The organism is Novosphingobium sp. BL-S-19 (assembly GCF_055521675.1).
Genome location: NZ_CM145498.1, coordinates 1,788,396 through 1,814,159 on the forward strand (window position 1 = coordinate 1,788,396; position 25,764 = coordinate 1,814,159).

24 protein-coding genes are annotated in these 25,764 nt (G+C 64.3%); 10 read left to right on the forward strand and 14 right to left on the reverse strand.

Translation table 11 applies throughout. From position 1 onward, the window contains the following. The first annotated feature begins 15 nt into the window (after window positions 1–15). The 4 genes from ACZ1JV_RS16615 to ACZ1JV_RS16630 all read left to right on the forward strand — a co-directional run bounded on the left by ACZ1JV_RS16615 (window position 16) and on the right by ACZ1JV_RS16630 (window position 4,650). On the forward strand, window positions 16–1,587 hold the full coding sequence (locus tag ACZ1JV_RS16615) for a pilus assembly protein TadG-related protein (RefSeq protein WP_465152421.1): 1,572 nt from the start codon (window positions 16–18) through the stop codon (window positions 1,585–1,587). Between the two features lie 89 nt (window positions 1,588–1,676). Continuing rightward, complete coding sequence (locus ACZ1JV_RS16620) at window positions 1,677–2,213, forward strand: TadE family protein (RefSeq protein ID WP_465152593.1); 537 nt, start codon at window positions 1,677–1,679, stop codon at window positions 2,211–2,213. Next, window positions 2,210–2,872: a TadE/TadG family type IV pilus assembly protein gene (locus ACZ1JV_RS16625; RefSeq protein WP_465152422.1), complete on the forward strand. Its 663-nt coding sequence runs from the start codon at window positions 2,210–2,212 to the stop codon at window positions 2,870–2,872. Before ACZ1JV_RS16620 ends, ACZ1JV_RS16625 begins: the two co-directional genes overlap by 4 nt. A gap of 146 nt (window positions 2,873–3,018) precedes the next feature. Next, complete coding sequence (locus ACZ1JV_RS16630) at window positions 3,019–4,650, forward strand: Na+/H+ antiporter (protein WP_465138213.1); 1,632 nt, start codon at window positions 3,019–3,021, stop codon at window positions 4,648–4,650. 75 nt (window positions 4,651–4,725) lie between these two features. On the opposite strand, the gene ACZ1JV_RS16635 is transcribed toward ACZ1JV_RS16630, so the two are convergent. Then, window positions 4,726–5,199: a Ros/MucR family transcriptional regulator gene (locus ACZ1JV_RS16635; RefSeq protein WP_465152423.1), complete on the reverse strand. Its 474-nt coding sequence runs from the start codon at window positions 5,197–5,199 to the stop codon at window positions 4,726–4,728. Between the two features lie 520 nt (window positions 5,200–5,719). Here ACZ1JV_RS16635 and ACZ1JV_RS16640 point away from each other — a divergent pair. Genes ACZ1JV_RS16640 through ACZ1JV_RS16650 form a run of 3 tightly spaced genes read left to right on the forward strand, consistent with a single transcriptional unit; the run spans window position 5,720 to window position 9,050 of the window. Further along, window positions 5,720–7,390 carry a sensor histidine kinase gene (locus tag ACZ1JV_RS16640; RefSeq protein WP_465152424.1) on the forward strand — a complete coding sequence of 557 codons (1,671 nt, stop codon included), beginning with the start codon at window positions 5,720–5,722 and terminating at the stop codon, window positions 7,388–7,390. Further along, window positions 7,387–8,022, forward strand: a complete 636-nt coding sequence (locus tag ACZ1JV_RS16645) for a response regulator (RefSeq protein ID WP_465138216.1) — start codon at window positions 7,387–7,389, stop codon at window positions 8,020–8,022. The genes ACZ1JV_RS16640 and ACZ1JV_RS16645 overlap by 4 nt, the downstream gene beginning before the upstream one ends. Further along, window positions 8,019–9,050, forward strand: a complete 1,032-nt coding sequence (locus ACZ1JV_RS16650) for a lysylphosphatidylglycerol synthase transmembrane domain-containing protein (protein ID WP_465152425.1) — start codon at window positions 8,019–8,021, stop codon at window positions 9,048–9,050. The genes ACZ1JV_RS16645 and ACZ1JV_RS16650 overlap by 4 nt, the downstream gene beginning before the upstream one ends. Here the strand turns inward: ACZ1JV_RS16650 and ACZ1JV_RS16655 are convergent. The 6 genes from ACZ1JV_RS16655 to ACZ1JV_RS16680 all read right to left on the reverse strand — a co-directional run bounded on the left by ACZ1JV_RS16655 (window position 9,033) and on the right by ACZ1JV_RS16680 (window position 14,417). After that, window positions 9,033–9,731: an HAD family hydrolase gene (locus ACZ1JV_RS16655; protein WP_465152426.1), complete on the reverse strand. Its 699-nt coding sequence runs from the start codon at window positions 9,729–9,731 to the stop codon at window positions 9,033–9,035. The two genes, ACZ1JV_RS16650 and ACZ1JV_RS16655, sit on opposite strands and share 18 nt — an antisense overlap. Then, window positions 9,728–11,200 (reverse strand): aspartate aminotransferase family protein, encoded by a 1,473-nt coding sequence (locus ACZ1JV_RS16660; RefSeq protein WP_465152427.1) that lies wholly within the window; start codon window positions 11,198–11,200, stop codon window positions 9,728–9,730. Before ACZ1JV_RS16660 ends, ACZ1JV_RS16655 begins: the two co-directional genes overlap by 4 nt. Before the next feature lie 145 nt (window positions 11,201–11,345). Next, the gene (locus ACZ1JV_RS16665; protein ID WP_465152428.1) at window positions 11,346–12,320 is read right to left on the reverse strand and encodes an FAD:protein FMN transferase; all 975 of its coding nucleotides are present in this window, start codon (window positions 12,318–12,320) and stop codon (window positions 11,346–11,348) included. Window positions 12,321–12,322: 2 nt separating this feature from the next. Further along, entirely contained in the window at window positions 12,323–13,267 is a 945-nt protein-coding gene (locus ACZ1JV_RS16670) for a DUF4198 domain-containing protein (protein ID WP_465152429.1), read from the reverse strand. A gap of 17 nt (window positions 13,268–13,284) precedes the next feature. Beyond that, complete coding sequence (locus ACZ1JV_RS16675; RefSeq protein ID WP_465152430.1) at window positions 13,285–13,761, reverse strand: DUF2271 domain-containing protein; 477 nt, start codon at window positions 13,759–13,761, stop codon at window positions 13,285–13,287. An 11-nt stretch (window positions 13,762–13,772) separates the two neighbouring features. After that, window positions 13,773–14,417 carry a PepSY-associated TM helix domain-containing protein gene (locus tag ACZ1JV_RS16680; protein ID WP_465152431.1) on the reverse strand — a complete coding sequence of 215 codons (645 nt, stop codon included), beginning with the start codon at window positions 14,415–14,417 and terminating at the stop codon, window positions 13,773–13,775. Window positions 14,418–14,799: 382 nt separating this feature from the next. On the opposite strand from ACZ1JV_RS16680, the gene ACZ1JV_RS16685 reads away from it, so the two are divergent. After that, on the forward strand, window positions 14,800–15,495 hold the full coding sequence (locus tag ACZ1JV_RS16685; RefSeq protein WP_465152432.1) for an energy transducer TonB: 696 nt from the start codon (window positions 14,800–14,802) through the stop codon (window positions 15,493–15,495). 77 nt (window positions 15,496–15,572) lie between these two features. On the opposite strand, the gene ACZ1JV_RS16690 is transcribed toward ACZ1JV_RS16685, so the two are convergent. The 6 genes from ACZ1JV_RS16690 to ACZ1JV_RS16715 form a co-directional block, all read right to left on the reverse strand. Then, on the reverse strand, window positions 15,573–16,961 hold the full coding sequence (locus tag ACZ1JV_RS16690) for an amino acid permease (RefSeq protein ID WP_465152433.1): 1,389 nt from the start codon (window positions 16,959–16,961) through the stop codon (window positions 15,573–15,575). Window positions 16,962–17,091: 130 nt separating this feature from the next. Next, window positions 17,092–17,877: an SDR family oxidoreductase gene (locus ACZ1JV_RS16695; protein WP_465152434.1), complete on the reverse strand. Its 786-nt coding sequence runs from the start codon at window positions 17,875–17,877 to the stop codon at window positions 17,092–17,094. 14 nt (window positions 17,878–17,891) lie between these two features. Further along, a complete protein-coding gene (locus tag ACZ1JV_RS16700) occupies window positions 17,892–18,662 on the reverse strand; it encodes an SDR family NAD(P)-dependent oxidoreductase (protein WP_465152435.1) in 771 nt (256 codons plus the stop codon). Next, on the reverse strand, window positions 18,659–19,465 hold the full coding sequence (locus ACZ1JV_RS16705; RefSeq protein ID WP_465152436.1) for an NAD(P)-dependent oxidoreductase: 807 nt from the start codon (window positions 19,463–19,465) through the stop codon (window positions 18,659–18,661). The genes ACZ1JV_RS16700 and ACZ1JV_RS16705 overlap by 4 nt, the downstream gene beginning before the upstream one ends. Then, the gene (locus tag ACZ1JV_RS16710; protein ID WP_465152437.1) at window positions 19,458–20,240 is read right to left on the reverse strand and encodes a carboxymuconolactone decarboxylase family protein; all 783 of its coding nucleotides are present in this window, start codon (window positions 20,238–20,240) and stop codon (window positions 19,458–19,460) included. The genes ACZ1JV_RS16705 and ACZ1JV_RS16710 overlap by 8 nt, the downstream gene beginning before the upstream one ends. A 10-nt stretch (window positions 20,241–20,250) precedes the next feature. After that, window positions 20,251–21,723: an aldehyde dehydrogenase family protein gene (locus tag ACZ1JV_RS16715; RefSeq protein ID WP_465152438.1), complete on the reverse strand. Its 1,473-nt coding sequence runs from the start codon at window positions 21,721–21,723 to the stop codon at window positions 20,251–20,253. A gap of 158 nt (window positions 21,724–21,881) precedes the next feature. Here ACZ1JV_RS16715 and ACZ1JV_RS16720 point away from each other — a divergent pair, with 158 nt between their 5' ends. Both ACZ1JV_RS16720 and ACZ1JV_RS16725 read left to right on the forward strand, forming a co-directional pair. Next, entirely contained in the window at window positions 21,882–22,574 is a 693-nt protein-coding gene (locus tag ACZ1JV_RS16720; RefSeq protein WP_465152439.1) for a FadR/GntR family transcriptional regulator, read from the forward strand. Window positions 22,575–22,764: 190 nt separating this feature from the next. Continuing rightward, entirely contained in the window at window positions 22,765–23,076 is a 312-nt protein-coding gene (locus tag ACZ1JV_RS16725; protein ID WP_465152440.1) for a hypothetical protein, read from the forward strand. A 159-nt stretch (window positions 23,077–23,235) separates the two neighbouring features. Here ACZ1JV_RS16725 and ligD read toward each other — a convergent pair whose 3' ends face one another. Continuing rightward, complete coding sequence (gene ligD / locus ACZ1JV_RS16730) at window positions 23,236–25,764, reverse strand: DNA ligase D (protein ID WP_465152441.1); 2,529 nt, start codon at window positions 25,762–25,764, stop codon at window positions 23,236–23,238.

The window sequence follows — 25,764 nt, forward strand, 5'->3', positions numbered from 1 at the left end:
ACGACTGGCCAAGCGATGCGTCATCTCAGAAACCAGATTCAACGCCTGATCCGCGACACCGCCGGCAACATCCTGCCGCTTGCTGCGGTAGGCATGGTGGTTGCAGCTATGGTCGTCGGCTCCGGAATCGACATCAGTCGTAACTACAAGGCGCGCAACCAGCTTCAGGCGGCCTGCGACGCCGGTGTGCTGGCCGGGCGCCGAACGGTGACGACCAACGGGTTGGACGCCACCTCAATAAAGGCGGCGCAGGACTACTTTGCCACCAACTTCGACGACAACGGGCAGGAAACTACCGGCACGGTATTCACGCCCAGTTCGACCGACAACGGGCAGACCGTGCGTGGCGTGGCGTCCACCACGTTGAACACGTTGGTGATGCGGCTGTTTGGCTTCAACACGTTCAACATCAGCGTTAGCTGTGCCTCGTCGATGAGCGTGGGCAACGCCGACGTGATGATGGTGCTGGATACGACCGGATCGATGAACGACACTCTTTCCGGCAGCCAGACCCGCATCCAGGCCCTGCGTGCGGCTATGAAGAACTTCTATACGACGCTCTATTCCGCGACGTCGGCCAGCACCGCCCGCGTGCGTTATGGCTTCGTACCGTACAGCTCCACGGTGAACGTCGGGAGACTGCTTTATGACTTGAATCCCAGTTATCTGGCGGATAGCCATACCTATCAGTCCAGGCAGTGGTCTTCGACCGCGTCAACCTTTTATTATCAACCCGTTTCCTACGACACCAGCGTTTTCAAGACCTTCGCCTCCGTTAACACGCCTACCGGCAGGAACGGCGCCATGCGGTCGTCCACCTGGGACGGATGCATCGAGGAACGGGCGACCACCAGGGATTCGAGCTTCAGCTATTCGTCGACCACCGGCTATTCGCCTGCGGGCGCGCGGGACATCGATATCGATTCTGCGCCGACCACGGATATCGATACGAAATGGTCGCCCCAGTGGTACCAGATCAGCTATATTCGCGGCAGCAACGCAAGCAGCGATTCATCGAACTGGACCACCGGCACCACCACCCAAGGCTCATCGGTAACCGAATATTGCCCGGTGAAGGCGCAGCTTCTGACGGAAATGACCCAGACTGCCTTCAATTCCTATGCGGATTCACTGGTGGCGGTGGGCGGCACATATCTGGACATCGGAATGATCTGGGGGGGGCGCCTGATTTCGCAGGACGGCATCTTCAGCAGCAACGTCAACATCGCGCCATCGAACAGGGGTGAAGTGGCGCGCCACATCATCTTCATGACCGACGGCAAGATGGAAACGGCTAACTCTTCTACTTCGGCATGGGGGATCGACTGGTGGGATCGACGCGTGACCCAAAATGGTTCGGAGACCACGGCTAACGCGGTGCATACGCAGCGCTTCCGGGCTGTCTGCGATGCCATCAAGGCCAAGGGCGTGCGCATTTGGGCGATCGCCTTTACCTCCAGCCTTTCCAGCGACCTTACCTATTGCGCGTCGGAAAACAGTTCCTACACCGCGAGTGACTCCGACGAACTCAACGACGCCTTTCTGGAAATCGCCAAGCAAATCGGCGAACTGAGGATCACGCAGTGAGCGCGGCGCCTTTCATCGCTTCGCGCCGCCGTGCGGCCCTTCGCAATCTGGCTCTTCGACTGTCGAAGGATCGTCAAGGATTGGCGGCGGTGGAGTTCGCAATGGCTGCGCCCGTGCTGATCCTGCTGCTGGTGGGCATCTTCGACATCGGCCACATGGCCTACGTCAACGCCGTGCTGCATGGCGCGGTGGAGGATGCGGCTCGTAACGGTACGCTGGAGACGGCAAACACCACGACGCTGGACCAGAACATACTGGCGGTCGTGGGCCGCGTGGCGCCCGGCGCCACCATAGCTACGACGCGTTCCAGCTATTACGACTTTACCGACATTGCCCGCCCAGAGGCCTGGAACGACAAGAACAACAACGGCACGTGCGACAATAACGAAGCTTATGTTGACGAGAACAAGAACGGCCGGTGGGATGCCGATATCGGCCAATCCGGTAACGGCGGTCCAAACGACGTCGTGCTCTACACGGTGAAGGCCACCTACAAGCCGCTGTTCCCGATTCCCGGTCTGACCAACCCGAACCAGACGCGCACGCTGACGGCGACTACCGTCCGCAAGAACCAGCCTTACGGGCAGCAAACGGACTACGGTTCGGCCGCGGGGGTCTGCAAGTGAGCGCGCGGGTTTCGTATCTGCGCGCGGTGCGCCTTCGCATCCGGTGGTTCGCGCGGCGACTTTGCCGCGACAACAGCGGCGTCTCGCTAATGGAATTCGCGCTGGTCCTGCCGATCCTGATCACTTTGGGACTCTACGGTACCGAGCTTGCCTACATGGCTATGGTTCGGATGGGAGTTTCCCAACTTGCAACTTCCGTGGCGGATAATGCCTCCCGTCTCGGTCAGACCGACAACTCTGCGGTTGCGCCTTCCGTCAAGGAATCTGACGTGAACTCCATCATGTCCGGCGCCCTTACGCAGGGCAGCTCGTTCAACTTCGGGGCGAATGGACGGATTATCCTTTCCAGCTTGGAGAGGAAATCGTCAACCAGCCAATATATCCACTGGCAGCGCTGCCGCGGCAGCCTGGCACGAAGCTCGGCCTACGGCCCGGCGAACACGACGCTGACCGGCATGGGTAAAACCGGCCATACCATTAAGGCCGTTGCCAATTCAGCGGTGATGTACGTCGAAATCTATTATGCCTATCAGCCGCTGTTCGGAAACATGTTTGTCAAGAACGCGGTCTTCTATCAGGAAGCCGCATTCCTGATCCGTGACGACCGCGACATTACAAGCGGCATAACCGGGACCGGCAGCCAATCCCTCTGCACCTGAACTTGCTACTGGTGGATGAAGAGCGGAGTCTGGCATCGTTTCAAAGTGTTGCGACCCAGTCAATTTGCTACACCAGCCGGCACGCGGGTTTGCAATCGTTGCTTCATGCCCCCATGGTCCTTCCGCGATAGCGAAGGAGTTTGGGTTTGGAGTCAGTTTCGGTTGTTTTGTTTCTGCTGCTGGCGGTGGTCGTCAGCGGTGCGATTTCACGGATGCTGCCATGGTCGGTGCCGACACCGCTGGTGCAGATCCTGCTGGGCGGCGTGATCGGGCTTTCGACGTCCTATCGCGTGTCTCTCAATCCCGAACTGTTCCTGCTGCTGTTCCTGCCGCCGCTGCTGTTTCTGGACGGCTGGCGCATTCCCAAGGACGAACTGTTCAAGGACGTTTCCACCGTCGTGGAACTGGCGCTGGGGCTGGTATTGACGACGGTGATCGGCATGGGCCTGTTCATTAACTGGATGATCCCGGCGATGCCGCTTGCAGTGGCCTTCGCACTTGCCGCGGTAGTTTCGCCTACCGATCCGATCGCCGTTTCGGCCATTGCCGCGCGCGTTCCTATCCCCAAGCGCATGATGCACATCCTGGAAGGGGAATCGCTGCTGAACGATGCCTCCGGCCTCGTCTGCCTGCGGTTCGCCGTGGCGGCGGCGTTGACCGGCACGTTCTCTGCCGGCGATGCCGCGCTCAACTTCCTGTGGGTGGCGGGCATGGGCCTTGTCATCGGCGTTGCGGTCACAGTGGTTGTTTCGCGGGCGAAGGCATGGGTAACCCGGCGCTGGGGAGAGGACACCGGTTCCCAGATCTTGGTCAGCCTGCTGATCCCTTTCGGCTCCTACATGCTGGCGGAGGAATTCCACGCGTCCGGGATTCTCGCCGCTGTAGGCGCGGGGGTGACGATGACTTTCGCCGAAATCTCGCGCCAGGCGATGGCGGTTACCCGCATGCGCCGCAACTCGGTGTGGGACACGATCCAGTTCACGCTGAACGGCATCATCTTCGTGCTTCTGGGCGAACAGCTTCCCGGCATTCTGGCGGGGGCAAAGCGTACCGTTGCCGTTACCGGGCATACCGAACCGGGCTGGCTGGCGCTTTATGTCGTGGCGATCGTGCTGGGCCTTGCCGCCCTGCGCTTCATCTGGGTGTGGGTATCGTTCAAGCTGACCATCCTGCGCAAGCGGCAGGCGCAGACGGATTTGCGCAGCCCGAACTGGCGGCTGGTCGCTGCGATGTCCTTCGCAGGCGTGCGCGGCGCGATCACTCTGGCTGGTGTGCTGACGCTGCCGCTGGTCATGAGTGATGGAGCGCCTTTCCCGGCGCGCGACCTGGCGATTTTCCTTGCGGCCGGGGTAATCATCGTTTCGCTGGTGCTGGCGAGTATTGCGCTTCCGGTCCTGCTCAAGGACCTGACGATGCCGTCCGAACCGTCGAAACAGGCGGAGGAGGATGCCGCGCGCGTGTCCACGGCGGAAGCGGCCATCAGGGCGATCGAGCGCCACCAGCACCATCTGGCGGAGGTCCACGGTGAGGCGGATCGCTATGCTGCGGCCGGCGGACGGGTCATGGACCTCTATCGCGAACGGATCGAAGGGCTGAGCGAGGACGAGCGGGATGCCGTTCGCGCGCAGGAACGCCTGTTCCGTGATTTCCGCCTCGTCGGCCTGAAAGCGGAACGTTCGGAACTGGCGGAACTGATCCGCAATCGCCGCGTCGGAAGCGAAACCATCCGCAAGCTTACGCGCGAACTCGATCTGTCGGAAACGCGCCTGCGAGGGTAAGTGGCAATAGCGCTCTGAAACAAGAAGGGAGCGGACCGGCGTCCGCTCCTTTTCCTAATCTTTAACGGCCGGAATTTACTCGGCCTTTTCCGCCTTGGCGCGGGGGGCGCGGCGCTTCGGTTCAGCAGCAGGCGCGGCCTTGCCGGCAGCCTTTTTGCGTCCACCCTTGTTGCCCAGCCCGATTTCAAGCGCGATCGCCTTGCGCTTTTCGGCGTAGTCTGGCGCGATCATCGGATAGTCGGCGGGAAGGTTCCAGCGTGCGCGATATTCCGCAGCGGTAAGACCATGCTCCGAACCGAGGTGGCGCTTCAGCGTCTTCAGTCGCGCGCCGCATTCGAGGCAGGCAATGCTGTCCGCCTTGACCGAAGAACGAACGGAAACGGCAGGTGTCCGTTTCTCTTCCACTTCTTCATCCGGCTGGCCCAGCTTCGCCAGCGAGCCGTAGACCGACTGGATCAGCCGCGGCAATTCGTCCGGAGTGACGGGGTTGTTGGCGACATGCGCGGTGACGATGTCGGCGGCGAGTTCAAGAAGAGCGACGTCTGCCATGATTTAACCTGTTGCCCGAATTTTTTGTTGATGCGATTTCATAGAACAATCATTCCGGGCAGGATTAAGCAAGTCGCACAACCTGCTTTCCGGCATCTTTTCTGCATCGCGTACGTTTTTGAAACACCCTGCATCGTTTTTGTAGGCGTTACGCGCGTTAACATTTGCTGCCTGTGCAAATTTACGACAGCATTGGCCAAGAAATTCAGACGCGTGCGGTCAAAGCGCAGCACGCTGCCTGTTGCGGACTTTGAACATTTACGCATTTGTTAATGCGTTTGGAGACGGTTTGAAAACGCCTGAGGCCCGCTTGGCGGCCGCCTAACCGGGCTCCGCTATCTCGAAATAGACGGTCCGATCCCTCCAAAGGCGATTTAATGTCTTCGAATGAAGGCCGAACATTTCGTTGCACCGTGTTATCCTGATTTCGATACGTGCAAGGCTCGGGGGGCGGGCTGTGCTGGCGGAGGCCGGAGGCATGAGTAGTCATGCGGAAAACAGGCGGATAGGGACCGGGAGGATGCGTGAGGCATCGCACTGGAATTTTCCAGGGCTGACGCTGGCCCGCAACACATTGCTGGTTACCGATCCCAATCGGCTGATCGCCCTTGGCCGACTGATAACCGCGTGTTTCGCCATCCTGGCGATTTACCTGGATCCGACGCGCCCCGGCCGGTCACTGCCCGAAGCGCGGCATGTGTTGGCCTTCTATCTCGCCTTCTCGATGATATTGCTGGTGACGCCGGTTCGCCGACCGGTGGACAGCCCGATCCACTTTCTGTTCCACGTTGCCGACACTGCGATCCTGGGCTGGCTGGCTTTCCTTACGGACGAACTGACCAGCCCGTTCTTTTCGTTCCTGCCCTTCACATTGATGGCGATGACGGTGCGCTGGGGCTTCGTCGGCGCGGTCATGGGCGCATTGATGTTGGAGATCGCGCTGTTCGCGGTGGGTATTCCCGATACGCTGGACGGCGAATCCGAAATCAACGTTTTGATCGCGCGATCGACCTACTTCCTGCTTTCGGCCGTCATGCTCGGCTATTTCGGCGCTTATCGCGAGAGCAGCCGTGAACGGCTGACGCGGCTCGCCAAATGGCCGATGGAACGTGCCCTTGGCAGCCGCCGCGCCTGGCTGGGCGAGTTGTGCAGCCACGCAGGGGGCGTAACCGGAAGCCACCACATGATGGTCGTCTGGCGCGAACATGACCGGCCCGATGGCGTCGTCGCCGCATGGAATGGCGACGGTGTGGCGCTGGCCGATCTGGAGAATTCGGTGCTCTGGGACCGGGTTGAGGTGGATCGGACCGGGGTTTTCGATCGGGGTGAGGGGCGTGTGCTCACGCGGGGGGAGGCGGATATCTTTGCTGCGCTGCTCGATCATCTTGAGCTGCCGTCGGTGCCGGTACGCGACTTTGCGGTGATGGCCGGCTTTTCCGGTCTGCGCTTTCGCGGATCGATCCTGATTGCCGATCCCGATTGCCGCCCGGAAGATGCCGCGCTGCTGTGCGACATCATCGCCACGCGGGCGGGGTCCGAACTGGAGCGGATCGACCTTGTCGCCCGCCATGCCGACAATGTCCGGGCGGAAGAGCGCAACCGCCTGGGGCAAGACCTGCATGACAGCGTATTGCAGGACCTGACGGCAACAAGCCTGAAACTGCGCGCCCTGGCAGCGCGGGCCGGGACTTTGCTGCCGGACGATGCCGAACGGCAGGTGCGGGAGATCGAGGATCTGGTGACCGAACAGCAGCGCCGCATCCGCCGCTTCGTGGAAGACCACCGCGAAGCGCGTGCCGAACGCGCGGTAGACGTGGCGGACGAACTGCGCCGGCAGGCGGAATTGCTCCAGCGCAAGTGGGGCGTGGCGGTTCCGTTCGACTGGCACGGCGCGCCGCTTCACCTGCGCCGCCGTACCGTGGAGGATATCGTTCAGCTCGTTTCGGAGGCGACCTCGAACGCGGTGCGGCACGGATCGGCATCCAGCGTGCGGTTGCGGGCCGGGCATGAAGGCGGGGCGATGCACCTTACGCTGGTGGACAACGGTACCGGGCTTTGCGCATCGGGCGGGCAGGGTTCCGTCTCGCTGCGCGCGCGGGTGCTGCAATTGGGAGGATCGATGTTCCTGAATAACGGTACGCCGGGGCTGGAGGTGACGATGGTGATCCCGGTCAGGGAGATGGCGGCATGAACAGGCGCGTTGTCGTGGCGGACGATCACCCGCTGCTGCTGCGCGGCCTTGCCGACTTGCTGCGCGCCACGGAGGGTATCGAACTGGTCGAAGCTGCCGGCAGCGGAATCCGCGCGCTCAGTGTGATCCGTGACCAGCGGCCGGATATCGCCATTCTCGATGTGACGATGCCCGATGTCGGCGGCATGGCGATCCTGAAAGTGATTCACGAGCAGGACTGGCCGGTGCGGGTCATCTTCCTGTCGGCAACGATGAGCGGCAGCCAGATCGCGGAAGCTCTGTCGCTGGGGGTTTGGGGTTTGTTGCTGAAGGACTATGCTGCCCATTCGCTGGTCGATTGCCTTGGCGAGGTGGGGGCCGGGCGCAAGTGGTTGCCCGAAGATCTGGTCGCCCGGGCCCGCGAAGACAGCGGCATCGACATTCCGAAAGCCATCGCCAGCCTGACACCGCGTGAACGGGAAATCAGCGAACTGGTCTGCCGGGGTTTTTCGAACAAGGCGATTGCGGCTTCAGTGGGCTCCACAGAGGGTACGGTCAGCATCCACTTGCACAACATCTACCGCAAGCTGGGCATTTCCAGCCGCACCACACTGGCCACGCTGTTCGTCCGCCATGTGGAGGAGCGTTCGTGAGCGTGACGACCGCGGAGCCGGCCGGGTGGCGGCGGCAGTGGCTGCGCATCTTGCCGGGCGTGGTGCTGGGCGGGGTGTTTCTGGCGCTGCTGTGGAACACGGTCGACATGGGCCGCGTGGCCGCGCTGATGGCCCACGCGGCATGGCCGCCGCTGGTGCTTGCCTTGCTGGCCTATGCCCTCGATTTCGTGCTGCGCGCGGCACGGTTTCGCTTTCTGCTCGACCCTGAGCGGGACCATGGCCTGACCCTGAAGGCCACCGTCGCGCCCTTTGTCGCCAGCTTCGGCATCAGCGACGTCTTGCCGCTGCGTCTGGGTGACGTGTTTCGCGTCTGGTGGTTCCATCGCCGCTTCGGATTGCCGGCCGGGCTGGTAGTGGCGGCGATGATCGTGGAGCGGGTGCTGGACCTTGTCGCCATTCTGGCGATCGGCGGCGTGGCGCTATGGCTGGTCGACGCGCCGCTCCCGCATGAGGCGATGATGCGGCTGCGTTTCGCGGCAGGCATCGTCGTGCTGCTGAGCGTGGGCGTGCTTGCCGTGCCCGCCCTTGCCGCCCGGCTCGCCGGCAGTGTGGCGCGGCGCTATCCGCATCGGTTGGTGTCGCGCCTTGCCGAGGCGGCGCGCTCGGTGGCGGACGCGGTGCGGGCGATCGGCGAAGCGCGGCGCATGGCGCGGATGTTGCTGCTTTCCATTGGGCTTTGGCTGTTGGAAAGCCTGGTGATGATCGGCGCCTGGCTCAGCCTTGGCGGATCACCGGACGCCTGGCTGAAGCCGCTGACGGCATTCGCAGTGGCGACGCTGGGTACGCTGGTTCCCGCTCTGCCCGGGCACTTCGGATCATTCGAGGTGTTCGGCGTGCTGGTCTTCGTGGCGCTGGGCATCCCGGCCGAACCGGCGACGGCCACGATCCTTGTCGCCCATCTGGTGCTATGGCTGCCGACAGCGCTGTTCGGGATCGGCTGGCTGCTGCTGATGCGCGGGCGCCTGCTGCCGCAGCAGGCAGCCGCTTCGTCAGCCCACGCTGCGTAGGATCGGGGCGAAGACCGGGTCTTCGTAATGGCGAAAGCTGGCTGCCCGCGCATGGGGCCGGCGAGAGCGGAGCAAGGCGCGCGTGCCGGCCGCCGTGGCTGCGCGCACATCGCGGTCCATCCGGTCGCCGATCACCAGAGTTTCACGCGGGGTCGCTCCCGCGCGGCCCATCAGCGCGCGCAGACCGGAAGGATCGGGCTTGAGCCGGCCAATGCCGTCGTCGCCCGCCCAGATTGCATGATCGGCAGCCAGGTTGAGCGCCGCCAGCTTGGCCGTGACAGGAAAGTCGGACCACACGGCAATCGTGCGCCCGCTGGCGCGGATTGCGGCGAACAGCCGGTCTATCCCGCGTGCCTTGTAACGGGGCAGGTGGGGTAGCGGGCGCCGTTCCATCCATTCTTCCACCAGCGCGCGCACTTCGCGTTCGGGCCGGTCGCAGAGTTCTGCGGTAAGGCGGTATTGTTCGGTCGCGAAGTCCGCGCTGCCGCTGCCTTCGCCCAGCTTTTCGCGCACCTGCCTGAAGTGGCGCAACGTTCGCAGGGTCCGCGTGCTGCGGCCGCGCAGGCAGTGCAGCCCCAGTTCGCGCGCCATGGCCAGCCGCAGCGGTGGCTGGTCGTAGAGTGTGCCGTCAAGGTCGAACACGACCAGTCGCACGCCCTCCCAGGCGATGGCCACTGTCACCGGCGCAGCACGCGCCTGACGTTCTTGTAGACGAACCGCACTGTGGCATCGGCGATGCCGCGTCCCAGCACATCGTCAAGCGCGACGATCAAGCGGTCGATCTGCTCCTCGGTCACGACGTAGGGGGGCATGAAGTGAATAAGGTCGCGCGCGCCGGGCTGGAAATGGGCAAGGATCCCGTGGCGTTCGAACAACTCACGCGTCAGTGCGCCGACAAGCACGGTTTCCCAGGTGACGAACAGGCTGTTCTTGCGAATGTCCACCAGCTTGGCGGCCATCATTTGTCCGAAATTCAGTTCCACGGCCTGGAAGCAGCCCTTGCCGCGCAGCGAGACGATGCAGCGCGGATATTTGTCGCGCAGCCTTTCTAGCCCGGCACGCAAGTGCGCGCCCATTGCCTCCGCGCGCTCGATCAGGCGCTCTTCCGCCAGCACGTTCAGCGCCTCGATCGCGACCGCGCAACTTTCGCCCAGCGCGGCGAAGCTGGCGCTGTGCAGACCCGGGTTTCGAGTGTCGCCATAAGCCTTGTCGAACAGCGCCTGCGACGTGACCATCGCGCCCATCTCGCGTTTGCCGCCGCCCAGGGTCTTGGCCAGCGTGACGACGTCCGGCACCGCGTCCTCGTGCTGGAACGCGCAAAACCGGCCGGTGCGCCCCATGCCGACTTTCACTTCGTCGAAGATCGTCAGGATATCGGCGGCGCGGCAGGTGGCGACCAGCTGGTTGAAAAAGTCCGGCGGCGGAGACTCGCATGATGTACCGCGCAAAGTCTCGATCATCACGGCAACGATCGAATTATCCCGGCCGCCTTCGCGCTCGATCGCTTCCCGCACGGAAGCGATGTCGCCATAGCGGCAATAGATGACGTTTTCTTGCGGCACACCGGTCAGGAAGCCGCCCTGCACATCTGTGGCCGAGGTCACCGACAGCGGGCCATGCGTCTTGCCGTGGAAGGCGCCCTGCATGCAGAGGAACTTGGTCTTCCCTTTCGGGCCCTGCACGCGCTGGCACAGCTTCATCGCCGCCTCATTGGCCTCCGCGCCGGACACGGCGAGAAACGAGACGTCGAGCGGTTCGGGCAGGAAGCGCGCGATGTTGTAACCCAGCGCGCCTTGCAGTTTGTGCGGGGCGATCCTGAGGCTGTCGGGAACCAGTTCGTCATGGCAGCGGCGTTCGGCGGCGATGATGCGCGGGTGGTTGTGACCCAGGCCGAGCACGCCGAAGCCGCCCGAAAAGTCGAGTATTCGGCGGCCATCGCACAGCACGATCTCGCAGCCCTGGGCGCTGGCGATGTCCATGTCGCGCAGACCGAGTATCGCGTAAACCTGCAACATGTAGCGATTGAGATGGGCGGAATAGAGTTCCATTGCCCGTTCGTTGTCGAGCGCCAGAGCGTCGTCGAGCGTCAGCAGGCGGCGATTCAATTCCCGGTCCCGCCGGGGCGTCTCGATCTTCGAATAAGCCGTCACCCGCCGCAACTCCCTTTGCCGGTAAGAGACGGAAATCTTATACGGATCATGGCGAGGACAGTATCTAAAAGACCTTATAATCCCGAATAGCCGGGCGCCGGAACCGCGATCTCCATTGGTATCATTCGAAGGGATGCGCGGGTGTTTAGTCGGCCAGCATGGACTCCATTGCCGGGCTGAGCAGTTCGCCGGGCACGCCGTCTTGCAGAGTGACGAAGCGTGCGGCGATGCCGCGGCGGGCGGCAAGGCGTGGCCCTGCCACGGGACCGAGCACGGTCAAGGCTGAGGCCAGGGCATCGGCCATCATGGCGCTGGGGGCGATCACGCTGACGGCAGCGATGCCGTTGGCAGTGGGCCGCCCGGTGCGCGGATCGATCGTGTGTTCGCCGCGGCGGTAGTTGCCGGAAGTCGCCACGGCAAGGCCATGCAGCGCGATGCGCAGCGGCATTTGGGGCAGGCCCGGCGGCGTTTCGAGATCGACCCACCAGGGCTCCCCATCGGGACGGACACCGCGCCCGACCAGCTCGCCGCCGATTTCCACCAGGGCATGGCCAATGCCCATTCCGGCCAGCAGGTCAGCCACGGCATCGACGGCATATCCCTTGGCGATGCCGGAGAAGTCCAGCGCCAGCCCCCCCGGCTGACGGAGGCGCCGTGTTTCCGGTTCCCAGGCCAGTCGTGCGAAGCCGGAGTCGGCCCGCGCGGCGTCGATGGCCCGATCGTCAGGCAAAGGCTGCGGGCCGGGCGGGCCAAAGCCCCAGAGGTTCACAAGGTGGCCGATGGCCGGGTCGAAGGCGCCCTCGCTCGCCTCGGCAACGGCAAGACCGGCGTGGATCACGCGGGCGAAATCGTCGGGCAAGGTTGCCCAGCTTCCCGCCGCCGCCCGATTGAACCGGCAGAGCAGGGATTGCAGTTCCCAGTGGCTCATCTGGCCGATGATGCCATCCAGCCGGGCCTGAACGGCTGCGCGTACATCCGCCACGGGGCGGCTGCGGGGCAGGGCAAGGCGCAGGCTCCATGTCGTGCCCATCGTCTCGCCATGCATTTCGCCGACCGCGATCGAGGGATCGCAGTCGGCGAAGGCAGTTTCGTCGATATGCGCGGGAAGCGCGATACGCATGATCAGGGCGCCGGAACTTCCAGCGTCGTGGTGTAGCTCATCCGGCGCTGCGTCGCCCGCGGATCCGAAGCGTGATCGTCGGTCGCGGTGACGTTCAGCCAGTAGACGCCGGCGAAGGGCCACTTGACTTCGACAGTGCCGTCGGCAGCGGTGGTGAGGGTGAGTGCATGCTCGCCATCGCGGAAGCGCTTGCCGCCGGCCACCACGGTGACGGTCAGGCCGCTGGCAGGCTTACCGTCGACCAGAAAGCGGAAGCGGGCCGGTTCGTTGGCCACCAGATCGTCGGGATGGGTTACCGGATCGAATTCCAGGCCCTTGCCGGTGGGCTTGAGCACGGTGGTGGTGGGTTCGCCGGCCGTCACGAAGAATTCGTTGCGGCTGCTCGTTTCGGTCAGCTTGATGTCGGTGGCTCCGGCCGGGATTTCAGCCGCACTGGCCACCGATTTGCCCGGTGCGAAGCCGCCGGGGGCACCCGCAGGACGTTGGCCGCCTTCGGGGCCGCCAGGGCGCGGGCCTTCGGCCGGCGCACCCGGACCACGCGGCGCCATGCCCGGGGCACCTGCCGGCGGTCCGCGACGGCCGCCGACGCGCCAGGTCTCTCCATTCAGGGTGAACGTGCCGCCCAGATTGCTGGAAGCGGTGCCGATCTTCCACGTGCCGGCCTTGTCGATCTGCACGTCGAACATCGCGCGATAGCGCCCGGTTGCGGGGTTCTGGATCTGCCCCTTGCTGCCGTCCGGCTGGGTAACCTGGATCTGGTCGGTCTGCATCGGGAAGTGGTCGGGATCGAACAGGTCGTTGGAAACCGCCGCGTCGACCGTGACCCAGCCGTCGGTGCCGGCCAGCGTCGTTACCGATGGCAGCAGCCACTGGCGGTGCGCGGACGCAGTGGTGGGAATGGCGAGAAGCGCGGCCGCAGCGAGCAGCCCGGTTGCATAAGCCTTCATGTGTGTAAAACCCCCGTTTATCGAGAAAGCGTGACGGCGCCGAGTTCGGTCTTGCCGGTGGCGCGGGCATTGGCGGCAGGAACCGAGATCGGCAGGGTGACGAGTTCGCGCCCCCCCGTCTCACGCGCGGCTTCCACGTTCAGCACGTAGGCGCCGGGCTTCAGGTCGCGCGGAAGCGGAATCGTTTGCGCGCCCGGGCCGCGCGTGGCGCCGCTGACGCCGTCGGCGGGCAGCGCCATGCTGCGGCCGCCCTTGCGCCACCAGGCGCGCAAGTCCGCCAGCCACTTGGTGCCGGGCTCGTTGCCCTTCTTTTTGAGGTCGTACCACACCGCAATCGTGCGCGGCGCTCCGCCGCCGACCGGCTCCAGCCAGACCGCGACGTAAGGCTTGTGGTATTCGGCAACCTTCAACTGCGGAATGGTCACGGTGACGGTCGCTGCAGAGGCGGGAACGGCAACTGCACCGCCAAGCAGGATCATGGAAGTCAGACGCATCGGTGGATCCTTCAATGGATGAATACGAGCGCGAGCACGACCGGAAGGGCCACACCCGCAAGAACGATCGGCCAGGTGGACGGGCGGTGGCGCGCGTGAACCTGGAGGAGGAAGAGGCCGGTCACCGTGAACAGGATGCAGGCGACCGCGAAAACGTCGATGAACCAGAACCAGGCAGAGCCGGAATTGCGGCCCTTGTGCAGGTCGTTGAGATAGGAAATCCAGCCGCGATCAGTCACTTCGGACGTGATCTTGCCGCTGGCCCGATCGATGCTGACCCAGGCGTCGCCGCCCGGCCGCGGCAAGGCGACGTAGACTTCGCTGTCCGACCATTCGCCCGGCTTGCCGCTGGCATCCAGGCCGACGGCATCGCGCACCGCAGCCGCAACGGGCGCGGGCAGGGGGGCATCGTCGGTCTTGGCTGTCAGCGCGGCAAGCAGTGCGGGCGAAAGCTGCCCATTGGTGTCGTGCACCTGGGGATTGGCGGGAATCGACGCGGCATGGTTCAGCGTAATCCCGGTCACCGCGAAAAACAGCATGGCGGCAAGCGAGATCGCGGCACTGATCCAATGCCATGTGTGCAATTGCTTGACCCACCAGTTCCGCCACTTGCGCGACTTCTTGCGGGGAAGGGTCTTCGTTTCGTCAGGGTTCACAGGAAGAATGCCCGGTCAGGAATGGGTGCGAGTTCTCGTTGTTGAGAGGCATTAGCAAGAAGGCCCTTATCACATTGCCGCGAATGCGCCAGAGCCTTCTTGCGTCGCGAGCGATAACCTCTGAGCCATCCCCCACCGTGCATCACGAGCAGCAGCAAAATGGAGAAATTTCATCGCTGCGGCGCGCGAGTCAGACACGATGCGGAAATGATCTCGACGGCCGACCTTGTTGCAGCTATGAGAATGCCTCGCAATAGCTGAGGTGGGTCGACCATCTCGCAGGGGAAATCAGATTTTGACTGGACTGGCTTCGATTCCGCAATCGGCCCCGTTCCCGCACGCGGAGACCGCCATTTTTCGCGGTGTCGGGGAAGTGGTTGCCATGCCGCACGCCGTTGCCGCAACCTGGCAGGCGGCGGGGCGCTATGGTGAAGGGCGCCGTGCGAATCTGCCGGCCGTTGTCGCTTCGATGGCAGTCGTGGCGGGAGTGCTGGCGACGATCCTGGCGATGAACGTGGTGGACTTCAAAAAGCCCCTGCGCCAGCGGATCGTCGTTGCGGACCTTAGCACGCCTGTGCCGCCTCCGCCTCCGAAGGCTCAGCCCAAACCGGTGCTGCCGCCGCCGCCTTCGCCGGTGGTCGCCCCGCCGCCGCCGATCGTGATCGCAACCAATCCGCCGCCGATTTTTACGTCGCCCGTGCCTGTGCCCGCACCGGTCATGGCGACAGTGGCATCTGCACCGATCAGCGCGCCTGTTTCCGCGCCGGCACCTGCAGCACCTGCGCCGCGCGTGGAGAATGCGGGGGACCTGTCATCCAAGATGATCGCCGCTGAACCGCCGCGCTATCCGCTCGATTCGCGCCGCAAGCATGAGCAGGGCACGGTTGTGCTGGCCCTGCTGCTGGGCCTCGACGGCCGCGTGGCCGACATTTCCATTTCGAAAAGCAGTGGATCGGACCGGCTCGACCGGGCGGCGCTTTCGGCGGTTCGCCGCTGGCGCTGGTCTCCCACAACGCGCGATGGGGCGCCGGTCATGGTGCGCGGGCTGGTCGAAATACCCTTCGTGCTCCAGACCTGACAGTGCCGCCACTCGGTCTGGCGAAGCGGAAATCACAGGGTCGGCGACGACGATAGGATCGCCGCCGACCGGAACGGTCAGGCTTGCGCGGCCTGTTTGCGCATCCATCCGCTGATTGCGTAGATCGCAAAGCCGATCACGTTCCACACCGCGAAGAATTCGATCGTGCGCAATTGCAGGCTGGTGAACAGGTAGGCACAGCCAAGCACGGTAGCCGGGGCGATGACCCACACCAGCGGCGTGACGAACGGGCGCTCCAGTTCCGGCGAGCGGCGGCGTAGCACCATCACCGCAATGGCGGTGGCGATGAAGGCCGCCAGCGTGCCGGCATTCGCGAGCGAGGCGATCTCATCCAGCGGCATCAGGCCGGAGATCACGGCGGCAACCAGCCCGGTCAGCACCGTAACCGCCACCGGCACGCCGCGCCGGTTGACGGTGGAGAGACGCTTCGGAAGCAGCCCGTCGCGTGCCATGGCGAAGAACACGCGGCTTTGCCCGAACATGAACACCATGATGACGGTGGGCATGGCGATGACGGCGGCCATGCCGATCAGCGCGGCGGCGGCGGGGTGGTTCAGGCTTTCCAGCACATAGGCCAGCGGTTCGGGGCTCGGCGCGAAGAGCGTGAAATGGACGGCGCCCAGCGCGGCGGCGGCTACACCGACGTAGACCAGCGTGCAGATCACCATGGAGCCGATGATGCCGATGGTCAGGTCCCGCTTCGGGTTCTTCGCTTCCTCAGCCGCGGTGGAGATCGCGTCGAACCCATAGAAGGCGAAGAAGATGATCGCGGCAGCGCCCATCACGCCGAACTTCTTGCCGTCGATATCGGTGGCACCGAAGCCGAAGGGCGCGAAAGGCTGGAAGTGCGCAAGGTCGAAGGAGGGCAGGGCCAGCGCCACGAACGCGGCCAGTGCGATCATCTTGATGATGACCAGAATGAAGTTCAGCGTCGCACTCTCGCGCGTGCCGGCCAGCAGTACGCCGGTGACGGCCAGCGCAATGAAGATCGCGGGAACGTCGATCACGCCGCCTGCCAGCAGCGAATCCGGCACGCCCCAGCCGGCCTGCCGGATCAAGCCAGAGGCATAGCCGGACCAGCCGACCGAAACGGCCGAGCAGACCAGCGTGTATTCGAGGATCAGGCTCCAGCCGATCACCCAGGCGAGGGCTTCGCCAACCGCGACGTAGGAATAGGTATAGGCGCTACCGGCCTGCGGCGTCAGGCTGGCCATTTCGGCATAGCACAGCGCTGCGCAGGCGCAGACCGCGCCGGCAATCGCGAAGGAGAGTACCACGGCGGGGCCGGCCAGGCCGGCGGCCACGCCGGTAAGCGTGTAGATGCCGGTGCCTATGATCGCGCCGACGCCCAGCGCCATCAGATGCGGCCAGCCGAGCGATTTCTTCAGGCCGCTGCCGGTCTGTCCCGCCGGGACGAGCGGCTTTCGCCGGGTCATGAAGTTCATCGCTGCCTCTCTACCATGATTTTTTGATCGCGGGCAGGCAGCAGGATTTGGCGAGGAACGCAAGGTATGATTGCGCCCCTCGCGCAATTTGTTACGCGGTAGTTGTTCTTTATTGCGCGGTTTTCGCGACTTAGGGGCGGAGCACCCAGCCGCCGTCTACATGGATCGTCTGCCCGGTGATCCATGCGCCCGCTTCCGAACAGAGCAGCAGTGCGGTGCCGACCAGTTCGTCCGGTCCGCCGCGCGCCCTGAGGGCGCAGGTCATGTTGAGGAACTGGATGAACGGCGAATCGTCGGGCACCAGCATCTTGCCCGCGTCCGAGGTGACGTTACCGGGGGCAATGGCGTTGCAGGTGATGCCTTCCTTGCCGAACTGCTTGGCCAGCGTCGTCGTCAGGCCCACCAGTGCCAGCTTGGTGATGCCATAGAGCCCCGTTGCCGGGAACGCGCCGCCCGAGGTCTGGTTGACGATCCGCCCACCGCCGCGCTCACGCATCGAGGGGATGACCGCACGGGCGCAGAGCAGGGCGCCGCCCAGGTTCACCGCGAAGGCCTTGTTCCAGGCATCGAGGCTGACCGTTTCGCAATTGTCGTAGCTGACATCGACCATCAGCGCGGCATTGTTGATGAGGATGTCGACACCGCCGAACGCTTCCTTTGCGGCGGCGGCCATGGCGAGCGTGGAGGCTTCGTCGGAAACGTCCACCAGCACGCCCACGGCCTTGCCGCCCGCCGCAACGATCTCGTCCGCGACGGCCTTGGCGCCATCACCATTGAGATCTGCCACGACGATGGAAGCGCCCGCATTGGCAAGGCCCAGCGCGTAGGCGCGGCCAATGGAGTTGCCGCGTCCGCCCGCGCCGGTGACGACGGCCACTTTGCCGTCCAGACGGAACTGATCGAGAGAAAATGCCATTGATATGTCTCCTGTCAGCCTGCCGTGATGCCCGCGTCGAGCGAGAGGCAGGCGCCGTGAAAGCCGCGACCGGCGGGCGAGGCGAGGAGCACGACAAGGTCGGCCACGTCCTCCACCTCGACCTGTCCGCGCAGGCCGGAAAAGCGCTTGAGCAGTTCGAAGTCGCAGTTTTCGGGTGGGGTGAAGTTGGTCGCGATATTGGTGATCATGCCGCCGGGCGCGACGGCGTTGATGCGGATGGGTTTCTTCTGGAATTCCATCGCCATGGCCTTGGTCATCCCGACAAGGCCCCACTTGCTGGCGCAATAGGCCGCAGCATAGGCCTCGCCGATGTAGGACGCGCAGGAGGCGACATTGACCACCGCGCCGTTCACTTCCAGCAGATGCGGGATCGCTGCTTGCGACAGGAAGAACGGGGCGTTGAGATTGACGTCGATGGTGCGTTCGTACTGCGCCTGCGGCATCTGCGGGGTGTTGGCGAGGTAGATCAGCCCGGCGACATTGCAGAGCGCGTCAAGGCGGCCGAATTTCTCCACTGCATGGGCCACGACGGCATGGCAGGCGGCAGGATCGGACAGATCCGCCACTTCGCTGCCCACCTTGCAGCCATGCGGGGCAAGCAGCTGCGTGGTTTCGGCAAGGCCGGCCTCGTTCACGTCCACCAGCCAGAGGTCGCAGCCTGCTTCGGCCAGCTTGAGCGCGGTCATGCGGCCAAGGCCAGAGGCTGCGCCGGTGACGACGGCGGCCTTGCCCGTCATGTCGAGGGTTTTGAAGATCACGCTCATTTCGTCGGTTCCGTTTGGTTCAATGCGGCGTCGAGGAAGGGATCGGCGGCTTGCGCCAGCGCGTTGTCGGGGCTGGTGATCGTACCCAGCAGGTCGACATCCTTGCGCAGCAGCTTGCCGCCATGAGCAAAGGCCGAAGGGCTTGGCAGGCGGGCATAGACTTCGAAGCCGAAGCTGCGCCCGCTGGAATGGCGGACGAGATCGGCCAGCGCCGCGCGATCGATGTCCAGCGCATCGCCCAGCGAAAGCGCGGCATGGGCAAGGCCCATATGTGCCGCCATCAGCGCATTGTTGACGATCTTGGCACGCTGTCCGGAACCGACTGGCCCCAGCAGCACGGCCTTGCCCGCAAAGCTTTCCATCACCGGGAGCGCCTGCGCAAAGGCCGCCTCGCTGCCGCCGCACATGACGGTGAGCGTGCCCGCCGCCGCGCCTGCGCCACCGCCACTGACGGGGGCGTCGAGCAAGGCGATACCGCGCGTTTCCGCCTGCGCCGCCAGTCGCTCGCAAGTTTCAGGCAGGATCGTGGAATGGACGATGAGAACGCTGCCGGGCTTCATCGCCGGGATCAGCTGCGCGCAAATCTCCGTAACGCCGGCGTCGTCGACCACGCAGACGCCCACGTGATCGCAGCGTTCGCCCAGTTCGGCGACTGATGCCGCGCGAAGTGCCCCCTTGGCGACGAGATCGTTCGCCGCTTCCGGTCGCCGGGCCCAGACGGTCAGTTCGTTGCCCGCCGCCAGCATCCGCTCCGCCATCGGTGCGCCCTGCGAGCCAAGGCCGATAAAGCCTGTCCTAACCATGCCAGGGGAGCCCTTTCGCGACTTTGTCGATCATTTCCAGCACCACGCCCTGAATGCGTGAGGCTTTCGGCCAACCGGCGTGGGTGCCGTATTGCAGGCAGAATTCCAGCATCTCTGCGGGCTGGCAGTTGCCGCTCGCCATGGCGGCGTGGATGTGGCTGCGGATCGGGATTTCGGCGCCGGATTCGCAGACGCCCACTAGCGTGATCCAGCGGCGCGAAGGCTCGTCGAGGCCCCGGCGGCACCACATCTCTCCAAAGACGAAGTTGTTGATGCCTTCCAAATAGGGTGTGGCCGGCGGGCCGGGCGCGAAAGTCATGACTTTCGCAAATTCGTCATGCCCGCGCTGGCTGCGTGCATCCGGATCCCACGGTTCCGGGCAGATCGGCGGTACATCGGCCGGCGGCAGGCCGAGTTCATCGGCCACGCGCGTTACCGCGCGGTCCAGCTTTCCGCCATTGCCCCAGCCGGCGTAGACGGCCAGATGCAATGCCGCCTCGCGCAGTTCGGCAAGGCTGATCGCCTCGGTCTTCAGCGCACCGCGCACGAAATCGTCGATTTGACTGTCCTGCAATCCGCAGGTCACCGCGCTGGCGATGGCCACCAGAAAGCGCGGGCGTCGTGGCAGGCCGGGGCGGGTCCAGACTTCGGCGAAGACGAAATCGCGCCACGATTGTTCGAACAGCGTCGCCGGCTCGCTGGAGGCGCGCGCGGTGACTTCGGCTTCGGTCGCAAGGCCGCGCATGGCGCGGTCGGCGGGGTCGTGCAGTGCCATTGCGGCCTCCTCAGTCCTGAAGATTGACCCAGACGTTGCGGACCTGCTGGAATTCGCGCAGGCCCTCGATCCCGCCAAGGCGGCCGTGTCCGGAATGCTTCATGCCGCCGAAAGGCACGCAGGGCGTCATCGCCTCGCCCGATCCGTTGACCTGCACCTGCCCGGCCATCATCCGCCCGGCGACGCGGTGCGCGCGGGTGAGATTGGTGGTGTGGACATAGGCGCCAAGGCCGTAGTCGCTGTCATTGGCGAGGGCGATCGCCTCTTCCTCGCTATCGAACGGGGTGACGACGAGGACGGGGCCGAACACTTCGTTGCGGGCGATCTCGCTGGTCGGATCAACCCCGGCGAGCACGGTGATCGGATAGAAGTAACCTTCGCCATGATCGCCCTCCATCCGGGCGCCGCCGCAGAGCACTTCGCCGCCTTGCTCGGCACCGCGACGGACCATGCCGTCGATCCGGTCCAGCGCGGTCTGCGAGATGACCGGGCCCATGAAAGTGTCCATCGCGAAAGGATCGCCCACCTTCACATGAGCAGCCATGGCCTTCAACATCTGGAGGTAGGGTTCGTAGACCGCGCGCTCGACCAGCAGGCGCGTACCGTTGACGCAGCCCTGACCATTGGCGCTGACGGCCCCGGAAAGCCCACGCTTGGCGGCGGCCTGAAGGTCCGCATCGGCGAAAACCACGACTGCCGACTTACCCCCGAGTTCGAGGCCCACGGGCTTGAGCGTCTCGGACGCGCTGGCGAGAATCTTCTTAGCGGTGGCGCCGCTGCCGATGAATTCGATCTTGTCGATGCCGGGATGGCTGACCATCGCCGCGCCCACGTCCGGTCCGCCGGTGACGAGGTTGACTACGCCTGCAGGGAAGCCCGCCTCGTGGATCGCCTCCATCAGCCTCATCAGCGACCACGGCGCCAGTTCGGGCGCTTTCAGCACCACGCAATTGCCGGCGGCGAGGGCAGGAGCCATGACCATCGTGGCGGCGAACAGGGGGCCATTCCACGGCACGATGATGCCGACAGTGCCGTAGGGCTCGTACATCACGTAATCGTGCGCCGGGCCGCCCCAGGTGGAGACGGTGCGGCCGTCGATCTTGTCCGCCCAGCCGCCGAAATAGCGGAACTTCTGAGCGGCATCGAGGCTCATGTGCCCGCCCGCGATCAGGATCGACCCGTTTTCGGCGGTGAGCAGCGGGCTCATTTCCGCTGCCTTGGCCTCGATCACGGCGGCAAGGCGGAACATCAGATCGCGCCGCTTGTCGCCCGGCAAGGCGCGCCATGCGGGCTGCGCGGCTCTGGCGGCGGCAACAGCGCGGTCTACGTCCGCCGGGCTGGCCAGGCGGATCTCGCGGGTTACGCGGCCGGTGCCGGGGTAGACATGGCCCCAGTCGGTGCCACTGCCGGATCGTGCGCGTTCCTCGCCAATGACCAGCGAAATCTCGGGAAACGCCGAGATGTCGGGATGTTGGAAGCCCATCCTCGTTCCATTCCTCTCCAGTGGCGACGCTTGGGGTCGCTCGGTTGTGGGTGAACGGTATGAGGGCAAATATGCGTGGTCAATTGACTTGAATTTGCCGAAAATGCGCCGAAAATGTCGCTGAAATCGAAATACTATGCATAGTATTGGAGGGGTGGATGGAACGGTCGCGCGGACGGCGCAAGGGAACCAATCTGGTGGCGCGCACGACGGAGACCTTGCGGGACCGTATCTTCGCCTGCCCGCCCGGCACGTTGCTGGGGGCGCTGCACCAGCTGGCGCGCGAACTGGAGGTGGGCATTGTCACGCTGCAGCAGGCGGCGCGCGTGCTGGAACACGAAGGCCTGCTGGAAGTGCGGCGCGGCCCCGGCGGCGGCTACTACGGGGCACGGCCGGACGATGCCGCGCTGGAGCGGTCGCTATCCTCTTACATGCGCATGCATCCGGCAGGGTATCAGGAGGCGCTGGACATGACCTCGCTGTTGTTCACCGAACTGGCTACGGCGGCCGCGCGATGCACCGATCCGTCCTTGCTGGCGCGATTGAAGGCATTGGGCGAGGAGACGGCCCATTGCCGCAGCATGGCGGAGTTCGGTCAGTTCGAGGAAGCGTTTCAGGAACTGTTGTTCCAGATGGTCCGTCGTCCGCTGTTCGAGATGTTGACCCGCGTGACGCTTCATCACGCATCCGGTGAAGGGGCCACTGTGGTGGAACTGGCGGGGATCGGCGTCGAGAGCTGGCGGCAGGGGCGGCAACGGATCATCGCCGCCATTCTTGCCGGCGATCCGGACCTCGCGCGGTTCGAGGCCAATCGCCAGAACCGGGCCGTGGTCATGGCGCATCGGGGATGAAAAATCCCGATTCGGGGCAAAACCCGCTCCGAGTCGCGGTCAGACGGCGCGCAAAAAGTCAAAGTCTCCAACCGCGCCAGCCGCTTGCTGGCCGGGGAAAAAATCTTTGATTGAACGCAAAATATAGCGTTCTTCCCTAAGGGAATTCAGTTAAGATCGTTTGTGCAGATCAACAGGGGCCGTTTGGCATATGTCAAAAGATGCACGTATTTATTCGATAGATGGTGGCGTACTTCCTGCACAATCCGACGCAAAAAGCTTGACGGATCAACTCGATGAAATTCTGAAGCTGCTGCATGCCGAGTTTCCGGAAGCAGCCGCGATCAGCCTCGATTTCAACGGCAAGCTTCATGTGCACATCGATGTTCGCAAGGGTGAAGACGTTCCACTTCTGGAAGCCCGTCTTTCATTGCTGGAACAGGGCCGATTTACTCAAATCACGCGTGGCGCAACGCCGGGTCATCCTTTCTCGCACCGCATCAGCGCGTTGATCGCAGAGTAAGCCTGCAGAGCATCGGGGCGTCGCACCGAACGACGGCGCCTGAAAGGAATACAGGGAGTTCTGCGAGCGATACGCACCTTCCCGCGAAGGGAAGGCAGGATGCCTGCAAGGCCACGCTCGCTTTCTTGAGGGACCACTGCCAGATCCCGGGCGCCGGGTTCACAGCGCGGGCAGGGATTGTTCCGCAAAGCCCCAACCGCGAAGCGACGCCGCGCGATCCAGCAGTTTGGCCGCATCGTCGATCGAGAACGGATGGGCGTTCTTCATACCATCCAGCTCGTCCCAATCGATCGGCACCGCCACCGGTGCGCCGGCCCGCGCGCGGGCGGAATAGGGCAGGACGGCAGTACTGCCGCGCTGATTGCGCAGCCAGTCGATGAAGATCCGGCCCTTCCGCTTGGCCTTGCTCATCGTCGCGACATAGCGGTGGGGCTGTGCCTGGCTCATGGCTTCGGCAAAGCGATGCGCGAAGTCCTTGTGCGCGTCCCAGTCATGGTCCGGTTTTAGCGGCACGACCACATGGACGCCTTTTCCGCCGGACAGCATGGCAAAGCTGACAAGGCCCAGATCGGCAAGCTGGCCGCGGATTTCCTGCGCGGCCTTGCGGCAATCGGCGAAGTCCAGCCCCTCGTCCGGGTCCAGATCGAAGATCATGCGATCGGGCTTTTCCACCGCATCGGCGCGTGATGCCCAGCCGTGGAATTCGATCGTGCCCATCTGCACGCAAGTGAGCAGACCCTCCACATCGGAGAGATAAAGGTAGTCTTCCGTTTCGCCGCCCTTTTCGCGGATGGCAACGTGGTGGACGTGGGAGCCGAAAGCACCGCTGTCATGCTTCTGGAAGAAGCACTTCTTGGCGCGTCCCTGCGGGCAGCGGACGAGGCTGACCGGGCGGTCCGCCGCAAAAGGCAGCATCAGCGCGGATACGTCGGCGTAGTAGTCGGCCAATTGCCCCTTGGTCTGGCCGCTTTCGGGAAAGAGCACGCGCTCGGGGTGCGAGATGGCGATGGTCGGTTTCGCATCGGGCATGGGCTGGGCCTTCTCCTGCGTGACGTGACCGGCCGCCTTGTCTCCGCGCAGGCCCAGAAAGCTGGCGTGGCGCACGCGGCCTTCGCCGGTAAACTCCGCAAAGGCGATCTCCGCCACCAGCTTGGGCGTGAGCCAGGTGACGCCGCGCGCCTCTGCCTTGTCCACTTCCAGCGCCGGAGTTTTGCGCCCTAGCTTCGCCATGCGGGCGGCAAGATCTTCGAACAGCGCACCGTCGAATCCTGTGCCCACCTTGCCGCGATAAATCAGCGTCTTGCCTTCGTACTGCCCCAGCAGCAGCGAGGAAAACGGCCGTCCTTTCGCGCTCGATCCGGACCAGCCTACCACCACGAATTCCTGACGGCGCGAGCACTTCACTTTCACCCAATTACGGGTGCGGCGGCCGAGATAGGCGGCGTCTACGCGCTTGGCGATCACGCCTTCCTGACCGGCCGCGCACATCGCGCGGTACAGCCTTTCGCCGGCACCGATCACATGGTCCGCCACGAAGATCGGCGGTGACGCTTCGGCAAGCAGGGCTTCCAACCTTTCCTTGCGTTCTATCTGCGAGCGGGTGGCCAGATCCTCACCATCGATTTCGAACAGGTCGAAGGCATGGAATTCCAGCGCGTCGTTCGGCCCCTGCGCCCCGTGCCCGCGCTTGAGCACGGATTGCAGCGATGAGAAATCGGGATTGCCGTCCTTCCCGCGCGCGATGATTTCGCCGTCGATCAGCGCCGGCGGCAAGTCCAGCGCGGCAAGGGCCCTTGCAATCGGGGCGAACTTGTCGGTCCAGTCCAATCCGCTGCGCGTATAGACGGCCACGCTGTCGCCCGCCGCGGCGATAAGGGCGCGATAGCCGTCGAACTTGATTTCGTGCATCCACTGGTTGCCCGTGGGCACATCGTCCACCAGCGTGGCCAGTTGCGGCTTGCGGAATTTCGGCGGCCTTGCTGCCGGTGCGGGCCGGCGCTTTGGCGATTTGACCTTGGCTTCGGCATGTTCGGCCGCCTTGGCCATGGTCTCGGCGAAGGCCTTGCCCTTCTTGCCGGCAAGCGACTGGGTTCCCGCCTTGTCGGCCTCTATCTCGGCCATGGAGCGGCCCGTCAGCACGCTGGTCAGCCCTTCGTCCACCAGCCTGTCGCCAGTGACCTCTTGACCGTCGGCAACCTTGCGCAGCAGCCAGTTCTCTCGCTTTTCGCCGGGGCGGCCCTTCATGCGGACCAGCAGCCATTCGCCTTTCATCCGCTGGCCATGAAGGCGGAAATGGAGGTGTCCGTCTTCAATATCGGCTGCGGACTTGCCCGCTATCGGCTCCCACGTGCCCTTGTCCCACAGCATCACGGTGCCGCCGCCGTACTCGCCTTGCGGGATGCGCCCTTCGAAACCGGCGTAGGAGAGCGGGTGGTCTTCGGTGCGCACGGCCAGTCGTTTGTCTTCGGGATCGGCACTGGGGCCGCGCGTTACCGCCCAGGACTTGAGTACGCCGTCCACTTCCAGGCGGAAATCCCAGTGTAACCGCCGCGCCGCATGCTTCTGCACGATGAAGAGATTGCCGGCGGCGCTGCGTTCGGCCTTGCCGGCGGGCTCCGCCGTCTTCGCGAAATCGCGCTTGGCGTTGTAGGTGGCCAGCGGATCGGTGGCAGACTTGCGCGTCGCCAC